Origin of the sequence: Marinobacter persicus, from assembly GCF_002934325.1 — a bacterium.
In the GTDB taxonomy this organism is placed as follows: Bacteria; Pseudomonadota; Gammaproteobacteria; order Pseudomonadales; family Oleiphilaceae; genus Marinobacter; species Marinobacter persicus_A.
This window is the reverse complement of the sequence record NZ_PTIV01000031.1, coordinates 30,840-41,569: the sequence shown is the minus strand read 5'-3', so window position 1 is coordinate 41,569 and position 10,730 is coordinate 30,840. Positions and strand designations below refer to the sequence as shown.

The following is a 10,730-nucleotide window of genomic DNA, read 5'->3' as shown; positions in this document are numbered from 1 at the left end:
TCTGGGGCTCCCGAAAGAGTATATACTGAAAGTTATGTAATCGTGTGAGTGAGTGACTGAGTGCCCCTCAAGCTGACGCTTTTGGGGCATTTTCTTTTTTTACACAGTGTGTAGGTCTGTGTGTAAAAGTTACGTGATCTTTAAGAAGTTCATGGAAGTGATACCTCCAGAACAGGGCTTCAATTTGGGGGGGGGGGCAATAGAGTGACTTGAAGCTCAGCTTTTCGGATATCATTCAAGAAACAACTGTTGATTCTTGAATGATTGAGCATCCTTGTGGATACTCATTGCCTATGAACTAATTGTACTCTCGCGTTTAGCAGCTTTCTCATTCCCTCATGAGAAGCCTGGTGTAGACGCGATTGCGCCGTACCACACATGCAAATGAATAAATTCTTTAACACAAGGGGGGGGGCAATGAACGATCAACTTTTGATGGTAGACCGGCTTGAAGAGTTAGCTGATCTTGCGTTGGAGGCTGAAAATAGTTTTGAGCGAGCAACAATTTATGCTGCAACTCAGGCAATCAAATCAGAATTTGGGGCTATCGAGGACAGTCTGGATGGTTATACCCTAGAAAAGTTATCATCCGCATGTTGGAGCATTCGTGCTTCTGTTGGATATGACATCGCTAATGACCATAGCGTCGATCAGCATGTTAGCTGGGCACATGGCCAACTGTCTGTTCTCAGAGATTTAATTAAAGAACGGAAGGTCCTTGAGCAATAGTGACTTAAGTAAATCACTTAGGCATGTTCTTGGCACGACGACCCACCGCAGGTTCTCAAGGTTCGCTGCTTAACTTGGCCAGGAATGAGATAGATGAGGGGTTCGCCACAGTTTGTTGTCTTCGTCCTCGGGATAGCTTTCGCGGTTTCATGGCTAAAAGAGTACGCTTTCATTTTCTCGTGGATTTTCACCGCTGCTCTATGGGTTATTCCTGTATTGGCTGTTTTGGCCGCAATTTTTTTCGTGTATGAGAAAGCTCACTTCGTAGGTGTTATTTACTACAAGCCGGTTTGGTACGGGGCTATGCGGTGCAGAAAATGTCTTTATCAATGGCAAAGCAGAAGGAATACCCCCCCGGCAAAGTGCCCCAAATGTGGTACTAGAGAAATCCGGCCCATTGAGGTAAAAGAAAAAACGATTCATCGGCTTGAGAAGAAAGGTTTGACCCCAGAGGACTGGAAAGAAATACAAAAAATGGGTACACAGAACGACGTCCCAAACTGGTTTGTATTACCATCTCTGCTCTTCATAGCGGAATTAATTTACCTCGGGGCTGGCAACACCGTCTAATCCAAGGAGAGGGCAATGAAGAAATTTTTGGTTATCATTCTCACTATTTTTCTTTCAGCGTGTGCAAATACAAAATACGTTGTAGAAAACCCGTCGAACAAGACTCTCGTTTCGCAAAAGATATACGAAGTTAAGTCCGAGTTTGGCGAGCACCGAATATTCGGGCCAGTAATTGAGGCTGACTATAGCGGCCTACTCTATAATGATAAAGTATCAATACAGCTGATGAAAACAGAGAACAACAACTACTACTTACGGGTACATAACTTCCACTCAGGGAAAGGCTGGAAGTTTATTGAGAGTATAACGACCCTAAAAAAAGAAACAATTGAGCTACAAGAGGTTAGTCAAGAAACGCCGGTGTGTCTTTCTAAAGGATGTTCGTTTACTGAAGTTGGATTTGCTCTACTCGATAAGGAAAAATATCTAAAAGGTGATAGAAGCCTGAAGATTAGAATTAATGCAAAGAGATGGGGTACGCGAGTTATGGAGGTCCCGAAAGAGTATATACAGGCTTTTATGGAGAGAGCTGGATAACCTGTCAATGGAGTATTGCAGCAGAAAAGCAGCTGATCAGTAAACGGTAACACTTCGCCCTGTGCGCGAATCGGCTGCTTTTGCTAACTAACTCCAACCAGCCTCCGTATGGAACAGGTGTTGGGACCGATGGATGCCTTAGACCAAACTTTGCAAAGAATAGGAGCTTCGTTTTGTTGGAATGGACCAACAGTGCAATATCAGAATGAAAGTACCGCCATGACTTTTATGGAGGGCTCTGCCCTCTCGCCGCAAGCGGCGATTCACCCGAGGTATTTCACGACCAGCGATGATCGTTTAAGATGACGTTGCGGTACAGGGAGAGGTCCCGATGGCCGCGACCGGCGATGAGGGGGCGTGCCGTTAATGGCTAACCCCCGAATCCCTCTCTTTCAGCAAGTCCCTCAAGAAACTCGCTCTTCTGGTGGCATTGCTTACCGATTTTACGATGGACGAAAAATCACTAGCCCGCCCGACAATGTGTATCTCTGCCTCGGCACGGGTAATCGCCGTGTAAAGCCACGCACGGTCGGAGATGTGACCCTTCTGGACTGCCACGATGATTCTCGGGAACTGGCTCCCTTGGGCCTTGTGGAGCGTGATTCCGTAGCCAAGCTCCATGCAATCGAAGACTTCATCCGTAATTGAAATGGCTTCGCCGGTATCCAGTGTCACGACACCAAATGTTTCCTGGCCGTCCTGGGTGTCGCGCTCTGTTGAGGATAATACGCCAAGAGACCCATTCTGAATGCCGATGTTGTAGTTGTTCCTGATGAAGAGGATCGGGTCGCCCACTCTCATATCGAGGAAGAATTCATCGCCATGCAGTCTAAACTGCAAGCGCTTTCCATCCGGATTGATCCGCTTTTGGCACTCTCGGTTCACCTCGCCAACCAGAACCTTGGTGGCTCCGATGATCTGGGTGTTGGAGGGTGACTCCGCGTACAAGGATGTGCACCTATCGACCACCTGCTGCGTAGGCGTCTCGTGGAACGTGATTGCGCCAACCGATAAAGATGGAGGCACCTCGCCCCGATTGATGGTGGTCGAGTATTCCGGGATGCCCGTTGAGCCTTCTTGGCGTTTGATGATATTCAACTCAACCGTAGCGATTGCGCCGGATTCAACGATGTCTGACAGAACTTTGCCACAGCCAATGGCTGGCAGCTGTTTCGGGTCGCCGGTCATGATGATGCGTACCGACGGATCGAGGTGCGTAACGATCTGATACATGGTCGGCAGGTCGATCATACTGGCTTCGTCGATGACCAGGAGATGCTGCGCCTGATCCAGTGACGGCGAGATCGGCTCTTCCCGCAACAGGCGAGCAATTGTCATGGTGAAGAATCCGATGCTCTCGTGCAGTCGCATGGCTGCTCGCCCCGACAGAGCGACGGCATGAACCTGATAGCCTAGTGCGGCATAGGCTTTGAGCACGGTACGAAGGACCGTGGTTTTACCCGTACCGGCACCACCCGTGATGCAGGACACCGCATTTGTAAGGCTCGACTCGACCGCTTGGACCTGCTGCTCGGTCAGGTCGTAGGGAAGCTCCTGCACGGCCTCGGTGAGCGCCTTGAAGACGGATTCATCTTCGTCCTTGGTGGCGGCCAAGGCCTTGAGCCGCTTGGCAACGACCGACTCCATCATGATTTGTGCGGTAGGATGGTAGGTGCCGGTTTCTGGCCTGAGAATAAACTGGCCGTTGCGATAACCGCTGGCGAACGCCTCTGCGACCAGGGCTTTATCGCCCAGAAGCCTGATAACCTCGGGCCTGAGAGCCTGATGGGAGGCGTAGGTGTGCCCCTTTTCTACCTCTTTTCGTATCGCGCCTTCTAAAGCAGCTGCGAGCCGCTCCGGTGCCGATTTCTCCATGCCCATCTGTTCAGCAATGGCATCGATATCGGGAAAAGACATCCCGAATCCGAGCAATGCGTAAGGATTGCTCTTGAGTATCTCAACGGTGCGATCATCGTGGTATTTCAGGATGCGTTGCTGAATGCTCAGCGGCACTCCCAGAGAAGCCAGCCAGTTCGCATGCGCAAGGTTTTTGTACTTGGCGTAGCCGTTGTAAAGCGCGGTTACTGAAACCTCGCTGAGAACCTTTCTGAGAAGGCCTCTGTGCTTAGCAGTGTCGGCCTGGAGCATGGAGTGCAGGTCGCTGCCAAAAGCGTCCCAGAGGGCTCGTGCTTTGGCCTCACCGATACCCGTGAACTCTTTTTCATTGGCAATGAAGCGGATCAGCGCCTCACCCGTTTCCGGCAGCGTGCATTCCATCTCAGCTGGGGCTTCATACATATGCTGCTGAAGCTCATAATCGCCTGCCTGAACGGTCTCCAGCGTCCTCATACCACGCACCCGCCATTGCTGGCCAACCGACGGCTTGATAGGCAAAGACTGGTTTTCACATCGGATGCTAACGATGTATTTGCCCGAGTTGATTTTGTAACTGTCAGATTTGAGGGGAATGCCCGTGAAGATCGTGTATTTATAGCCATTATGCTGGCAGCTAGTGACACGGAAATACTCTTCATGCATCGGGCGCTACTCCGAACTCTGTGAGGACTTCGGACAGTTCACCGTAACGCTTTAGCTTGGCTTCGAGGGTGGCCACGCGGGCCTTTAGCTCAATGTTTTCCTGCTCCAGCACTGAGAGCCTTCTCGATTCCATGGCTCTTTGGTTAACGCTAGGATCATAGCGCTTCGGTTCTGACCGCTGGGCCTGGGCGGTTGCGGTAAATTCTGGCAGAACACCCCGATCACGCAGGCTCTGCTCCAGATTCTCCAGTGCTGATTTAATGGCCGGATTCTGGCGCAACGCGCTCTTTCCGATGCCTATGGCTTTGGCCACTTCGCCACGGTTTAACTGGCCCCGAAAGATGATCTGCTTAAAATCGTCATCCGTTTGGGTAGCCACCCAGCTCTGGAAGGCACTCAGGTTCTGACGCGCTCTTTCCTGACCATTACTCATCCATTTCCCCTAGGATTTTTTTGATCGCTGTTAGAAATCCGCGAGGTAGGATTTCCGTACCCAGCTCATCTTTCACTTGGCCCAATGCGTTCGCTTTGAATCCGAGTTTCTCCAGCCATTCCTCGGTGCAGACGGTTTGCAACGCCTTGATCTCGTTCTCCGAACAGATCCCCTTTAACGAGGGCAGCAGCTCCACACTGGCTTCAGACTGGGGCTCCACATAGGTCGTCGGTCGCTTATCAATCACGATCTCGGTTGTGCTCTTGAGCATGTTGGCTTCGCTTCTGTAGCGATCCCGCTCCCGAATGATTTGCCCAAAGAGGGCACGCACCGCCGCGTCCTCAATACGCTCCAGAAGTTGGTGATCTTGGCTCACTCTCTTGGGTGGCCCGACCGGTGGTTTCTTCGTGGTGGTCTTTGCCTTGGCGGCCCACGCTTCCACCAGGTCCCGATAATGCTTGTTTGCGGTGGCACGAATCGATTGGTAGCCCACACCGCCATCTTGCTCGGATACGCGCCCAATGGTGGTAATGGAAAAGTCCCGAGCACCGGAGTCGAAGTAGGCGCTCAACGTTTCGTGGAGCTTATCCAGAGATGCCTTCGTCTTCGCAGTCTTGCCGTCTTTGAGGGTGTCCAGAATCGCATCAACATCAATGTTCATTCAGACACCTCCAAGGCCGGAATCCGCTTAAGAGCGCCCGACGACAGCGTGATCGGGGTGATTTGTTTGACGGCCTCAAATCCGGATTTCAGCAGCCCATCGTTCTCCAGGAACTCTTGCGCTTCGATGTAGTTTGTTGCGATTCGATAACCCTCCATCTTGTCGTCTGGGTCCGCGATCTTAGCCATCTTTCGAACGAGCGCATTACCCACGATCAACTGTGTGTTTTCGTCCATTTCCAGAAAGACGGGCTTGTACCCGGAGCGGGCCATCATGCGACTCAAGGCGTTGGTGCGCTTGGCAATGGCAGGTGTTTTGCGCAGGTCATCGTGCAAGTCGGGATAGAATTCAGCGTCCTCGCAGAGCAAGGACAGGTGCAGCAATTCCGAGTCGGTTTCGGTGAATTTCATGCTGACGTTGAGGTCTTCCTCAGACCCCACTGCGACCAGCTTTTGACGGTCATCGTCCTCAGTTCGCCCATTCTCAATCAGGACCACTTTGTTGATCAGATTGAAGATGGCGATGTAGTCCTTGGCGTACTGATCTGCCTCCACGTGCTGTTTTTCGAACCGACGCACCAGCGCCTGAAGTTCGCTGTGCTTTAGGAACGGCTTACCGGTTTCCTCGGCGATGAACAGCTCATCCTTCAGGGCCTCTAATTGGCCTTCAATCTCGACGGCCAGTTCAGCCGCCTGATGCGCCTTGTAGCTGACCTGATTGAACTTGGAATTCAGCGCTGGCAGGTAGGTCGCATCGGTGATATGCCAGCGACAGCGGGGGCAGTTTTCAGGGCCATGGGGTACCGGGCCATAAATCCTTGAGTACGCACGTTCTGAATCTTTTATAAGGGAGCCGCCGTTCCAGCAGCCGCCAACGGTGGACAGTTCATCCGAACGCACGGAGTTGCCGCCGACCAGGCACAGACCGGTGGCCCGCTCTTCCCAGCCAATCGGATTCCGGTTCGCCAGCACGGCTTCGACAGAGTTGTATGTATCACCGAGCGACGCAGTGCGAAGCTGGATCTGCCTCATCTCTGCGTCCTGAAGAAAGTTCTTCAGGGACGTTTCCCCGCGTTCAACCAGGGCGGAGTCGGCCTCGCTCATTTTCTCGGCCATCACCGAGGGCGTGATCTTGTTGTAATAGATCGTCATCAACAGCCGGGTATGACCAGCCAGTAGCTTGGAGATCACCGGCAACGGCAGATCGGTGTCCATGGTGTAGCTGGTGATCAAGGATACCCGAAGGCTGTGCAGCGGGTACTCCGTTGCCACCTTAGAGGTTTCCTGGCCTTCAAAGTCCTCGCCGTAGTCTTTCACAAACCGAAGGCGGTCGCCGTTCTTCATGGTCAGGCCTGACTGGAACAGATCTTCTTCCAGTTTCGACAAAAGGCGGTACCAAGAATTCTGGAAAGAGTTTCTGCCGATCGGGAGGGCGGAATTTCGGTCCCGAAACAAAAAGGCAAACTCGCCCATTTCGGTCAATTGCTTCTTAGGTTTGGCTTCGCCAATATGGCTACGCTTAAGCTCTGTGCCACTTACCAGTCGGTTAATCGGGTTGTATTTTTCCTGCCAGTTGCGGAGTTTTTCCAGCCAATACAGCAGTTCTTCGTGCTGCCAGGGGATAGTGTAGCCGCGCTGAATCTCATCCTTGTTTCGGTCGGCGGTTTTGTTAGTCGAGACGTACAGCCCCGTGGCATAGCTCTCCGTCATCGAGTCAAAAATGCGCCGGAAGACGCCTTTCTGATAGGGGCGTTTGGGGGTCCCGTACCTGAATGGGTGCTGGATGTTCTCGACCCAATGACCGTGCTCGTAACGCCACGTATCACCTTCACCGGAATCCAGAAACCGTACCTGAAAAGAACGAAGGGGCAGATGGAGTTTCGTGAATAGAAACATCGCCATCACAGGCGACCAGATCTCATGAATGGTCACAGGCTTGTTTGATTTACCGGCTTTTCGATTGACCATTCGTGTGCGGGCAATACAATCCGGATCATCGGGATCAATGACCTCCGGAGGCACTTCCATCCACGCCTGATTGCCAGACTGAAGCTGATCGATGGCCCACTGCCAGTCTTTAAAATGAAACCCGACCCATGGCGTTTTATTGCCGGAGTCATCGGTTGGGTAGGGGCAAAGAATGTGCCTGGCTTGCTGGATATAACGATAGGGTAACGGGCTGTGGACGGTTTCGGTGTTTGATGTGTTGTTCTTGATTTTATCGAACGGATTAGAGAACAGGGGTCGCTCGACGCCGTTATCGTCCTCGGCGCTTAGATGATGCTTGAGGATGTGGTCGCATAATTCGACTGTGTGCGAAACGTGTTTATGGTTATCAGCACTCGCTCCACTATTAACCAGAACGGCCTCAAATTCTTCACTGGACACTTTATGGCCGCTCGGATGGCCCTTGAACATTGTGGCCACGTCAGTGGCATACGGGGCTTTCGCGTTCAGGTACAGAAGAAATTTTCTTATACTCTTCAAGCGCGTATTAACGCCTCTGTCTTGCGCTTTTAGCCATTCGGCGGCGTACTGCTGCCATTGCAGCCAGTCGTGCCCCAGTTCCTCGGTCACCCACCCCAGCGTCAGATCCGTGGTGTAGCCTTTGCTTCCTGAATTTTTGTTCATGTTACCGTTTCCATAACCGTGGATTTTTGCCGGTGAAGTGGCCGTTTGGATCGAGGTGTTCAAAACCGTGTTCGGCCAACTTCTTCCAGTCGAAAGAGGCTGTGGTCTTTTCCTTATCCGATCCCAACTGAAGTTGCTGGGTTGCCTGAGACAGCGCTTCTGAGACTTTCACGCTGGAGGGCATGGTGTAAGGAACCTGAGACTCCAGGCTTGCGTGATGCAGGCACTTTTTGCGAATGAGCGGATCGACCCCGGCATCCGTCAATCGACGGCCATAGTTGTGGCGATGGCCATGAGGATCGAGCCCTATGCTCTTGTTGGGTTCGAGCCCAATTCGCCTTAATCCCGCCGCGTAGCTTTGGGTGAAGGCGTTGTAGGTATAGGGATTGCCCAGATAGCGAGAGTCGAAGCTGATAAACGCATAGGGGTGATGGCACTCCAACGATGCACGGAAAACCAAATACTGTCGCCACAGCAACATGAATATCCGAGCAAACTCCTGCGGGAAGAAATACGCCTCCAGGTAGCCATCCTTATGATCCAGGGTTTTGGATTTCCAGCCGAGATGCTGGGTGTTTTGCATCTCCTGACGCGGTATGCGTGAATACTTTTCTTGTAGGTACGCCTTGCGGGTTTTTATCCCTTTTCGGGACTTCCATCCTTCAGGTGCCTTGCCTTCTATCTCGTTGTAGATCCTCACGATTGCCTGGTCCGGATCTGAGGGGGCCTCGAAGACATCTGTGACCCAAAGCAACAGTGCTTCGCTACGCCTCAACCCGGCCGCGTGCATCAGGAGCAAGATAAGCTTGTCTCGCAGCGCAACTCGCGGGTCTTTGGCTCCTCCCAATCCATTCATGTAGAAGTCTTCAAACTTTCCCGTCGGGAAAGCAATGGCATCGTCATTGGTTTTTGCCAGAGGTGTTCGGCCCTTGATGCTGCGGGCTCTCTTCACAGTATTGTTGATCGACTTGTCTTTGATGTGTCCGAGGAAATCGTTCTGATTGCGCCTAAACCAAGCGGCATACTGAATGCGCTCCTCATGTCGAGTGGCTGTGCGCAAGGTATTAAGAGGCTTACCCAGACCTTTGTCCAAGAGCCAATTGGTGAAATTCGTCAGATTGATGATGTGCCGATGTATCGTGCCATTACTGGCCGGTATCCAATAAAGGCCAGAGGGGTCCAATCCATCTTCACCGATGGTGCCGCTGTAGAGCCGTCGGACAAAGGCCGCGAACAACGCTTCGGGTTCATCGAACATGCCTTCGTTGGCACTCATGAACTCGATGAGGAGTCTAATCGACTGAATATGGTTAGTGATTGTTGAAAGTGAGATGCCGTTTAGGTGAAGGCTAAGCACATAATCTGTGACTGATCCCAAAACCCCTTGGTCAGTCAGAATGACCGGAATCTCTGTGGCCACTCCACTTTTGTCCTGAACTACCTTGGCTGTGACCTTCGTTGCAAACATCCTTGAGCCCTACACATACTACACAGTATTCACTATACATATAGTGCAGTCTTCAGGAAAAAGAAACCCCCAATTAAGGGGGTTTTATCAAAATTACACAGTTTTATGTACTATACAGAACCGTGGGAGCCCCTTTTTTTGTTATGGCCGCGGAATCCACGGAAGAACACGGAAAGAAAAGATTAAAACGGTTTTCTAGCCACTAAATCCACGAAAGAACACGAAATTAAAAGACGACCAATCAGTATCGCTATTCACTTTTTCGTGTTTTTTCGTGTTTTTTCGTGGGTTTAGTGGCTAATATGTCTTTGTCTTTTGCTTTATTCCGTGTTCTTCCGTGGATTCCGTGGCAAAAAAATCAGTTTGTTAGCGGCCCACTGTGGAACCGGAACTCGGTATCCGGCGCTTCGATCAGCTCCTTTTCGATCGCCAGGAATTCCGCCACGCGCTCATCCACCGGCCCTCCATGGGCCTGTTCGGCCAGGTGCAGATAATCCTGGTAATGGCGGGCCTCGGATTTCAGCAGGCTGTTGTAGAAATCGGCCAGTTTTTCATCCAGGTACGGGGCCAGAGCGGCGAAGCGTTCGCAGGAGCGGGCTTCGATGATCGCGCCGACGATCAGGATGTCCACCAGGCGGCCGGGATCGTCGCCCCGGACTTCCGCCCGAAGGCCCGCCGCGTACCGGGCAGGGGATAGATGGGTGTATTCCACCCCGCGCTTTTGCATGATCGCCAGCACCTGCTCAAAATGGCGCAGTTCCTCCCGGGCCAGGCGGGACATCTTGTTCAGTAGGTCGACGTTGTCCAGATACCGGTACATCAGGCTGAGTGCAGTGGACGCCGCTTTTTTCTCGCAATGGGCGTGGTCGATCAACAGCAGATCCTGGTTTTCGAGGGCGTTATCAATCCACTGTGCCGGTGTCCGGCAGGGCAGGAAATCGTGAATCTCTTGCAGGGCGTCGGTCATGGTACAAACCCGGTTGTGTGGCAAAGCTCCGGAGTATATCGCAACTAACAGATCTCTCCGACCTCTGTCCAACTTAACTTCATACGGGTTTTCCTATAGAATGCAGCGCCAGTTATGGGAGTCTCTGAATAAACCCTGAAACTCGAGCCGGTGGTTTGAGGCGTTATTCAGAGGCTCCCGCGGCCTTTACCGCCAAA

At 51.9% G+C, this 10,730-nt stretch carries 9 protein-coding genes; 3 read left to right on the top strand and 6 right to left on the bottom strand.

Going from position 1 to position 10,730, the window contains the following annotated elements; all coding sequences use genetic code 11:
• The first annotated feature begins 417 nt into the window (after positions 1–417).
• The 3 genes from BY454_RS14090 (at position 418) to BY454_RS14080 (ending at position 1,836) form a co-directional block, all read left to right on the top strand.
• Positions 418–729: a hypothetical protein gene (locus BY454_RS14090; RefSeq protein ID WP_104417590.1), complete on the top strand. Its 312-nt coding sequence runs from the start codon at positions 418–420 to the stop codon at positions 727–729.
• Between the two features lie 93 nt (positions 730–822).
• The gene (locus BY454_RS14085) at positions 823–1,299 is read left to right on the top strand and encodes a hypothetical protein (RefSeq protein WP_104417591.1); all 477 of its coding nucleotides are present in this window, start codon (positions 823–825) and stop codon (positions 1,297–1,299) included.
• A 15-nt stretch (positions 1,300–1,314) separates the two neighbouring features.
• Complete coding sequence (locus BY454_RS14080; RefSeq protein ID WP_104417592.1) at positions 1,315–1,836, top strand: hypothetical protein; 522 nt, start codon at positions 1,315–1,317, stop codon at positions 1,834–1,836.
• A gap of 363 nt (positions 1,837–2,199) precedes the next feature.
• Here BY454_RS14080 and BY454_RS14075 read toward each other — a convergent pair whose 3' ends face one another.
• The 6 genes from BY454_RS14075 to BY454_RS14050 form a co-directional block, all read right to left on the bottom strand.
• On the bottom strand, positions 2,200–4,374 hold the full coding sequence (locus tag BY454_RS14075) for an AAA family ATPase (protein WP_104417593.1): 2,175 nt from the start codon (positions 4,372–4,374) through the stop codon (positions 2,200–2,202).
• Entirely contained in the window at positions 4,367–4,807 is a 441-nt protein-coding gene (locus BY454_RS14070; RefSeq protein WP_104417594.1) for a VPA1267 family protein, read from the bottom strand. Before BY454_RS14070 ends, BY454_RS14075 begins: the two co-directional genes overlap by 8 nt.
• The gene (gmtX, locus tag BY454_RS14065) at positions 4,800–5,468 is read right to left on the bottom strand and encodes a gamma-mobile-trio protein GmtX (protein ID WP_104417595.1); all 669 of its coding nucleotides are present in this window, start codon (positions 5,466–5,468) and stop codon (positions 4,800–4,802) included. The genes BY454_RS14070 and gmtX overlap by 8 nt, the downstream gene beginning before the upstream one ends.
• Positions 5,465–8,098: a gamma-mobile-trio integrase GmtZ gene (gmtZ, locus tag BY454_RS14060; protein ID WP_104425569.1), complete on the bottom strand. Its 2,634-nt coding sequence runs from the start codon at positions 8,096–8,098 to the stop codon at positions 5,465–5,467. The genes gmtX and gmtZ overlap by 4 nt, the downstream gene beginning before the upstream one ends.
• A 1-nt stretch (position 8,099) precedes the next feature.
• Positions 8,100–9,566, bottom strand: coding sequence for a gamma-mobile-trio recombinase GmtY (gmtY, locus tag BY454_RS14055; RefSeq protein WP_104417655.1), 1,467 nt, complete (start codon positions 9,564–9,566; stop codon positions 8,100–8,102).
• Positions 9,567–9,924: 358 nt separating this feature from the next.
• Complete coding sequence (locus BY454_RS14050) at positions 9,925–10,533, bottom strand: tRNA-(ms[2]io[6]A)-hydroxylase (protein WP_104417368.1); 609 nt, start codon at positions 10,531–10,533, stop codon at positions 9,925–9,927.
• Between the last annotated feature and the right edge of the window lie 197 nt (positions 10,534–10,730).

Excerpts from the sequence above, each read along its gene's own strand:
- BY454_RS14090 (WP_104417590.1), top strand. The coding sequence starts at position 418 with ATGAACGATCAACTTTTGATGGTAGACCGGCTTGAAGAGTTAGCTGAT.
- BY454_RS14085 (WP_104417591.1), top strand. The coding sequence starts at position 823 with ATGAGGGGTTCGCCACAGTTTGTTGTCTTCGTCCTCGGGATAGCTTTC.
- BY454_RS14080 (WP_104417592.1), top strand. The coding sequence starts at position 1,315 with ATGAAGAAATTTTTGGTTATCATTCTCACTATTTTTCTTTCAGCGTGT.
- BY454_RS14075 (WP_104417593.1), bottom strand. The coding sequence starts at position 4,374 with ATGCATGAAGAGTATTTCCGTGTCACTAGCTGCCAGCATAATGGCTAT.
- BY454_RS14070 (WP_104417594.1), bottom strand. The coding sequence starts at position 4,807 with ATGAGTAATGGTCAGGAAAGAGCGCGTCAGAACCTGAGTGCCTTCCAG.
- gmtX (WP_104417595.1), bottom strand. The coding sequence starts at position 5,468 with ATGAACATTGATGTTGATGCGATTCTGGACACCCTCAAAGACGGCAAG.
- gmtZ (WP_104425569.1), bottom strand. The coding sequence starts at position 8,098 with ATGAACAAAAATTCAGGAAGCAAAGGCTACACCACGGATCTGACGCTG.
- gmtY (WP_104417655.1), bottom strand. The coding sequence starts at position 9,566 with ATGTTTGCAACGAAGGTCACAGCCAAGGTAGTTCAGGACAAAAGTGGA.
- BY454_RS14050 (WP_104417368.1), bottom strand. The coding sequence starts at position 10,533 with ATGACCGACGCCCTGCAAGAGATTCACGATTTCCTGCCCTGCCGGACA.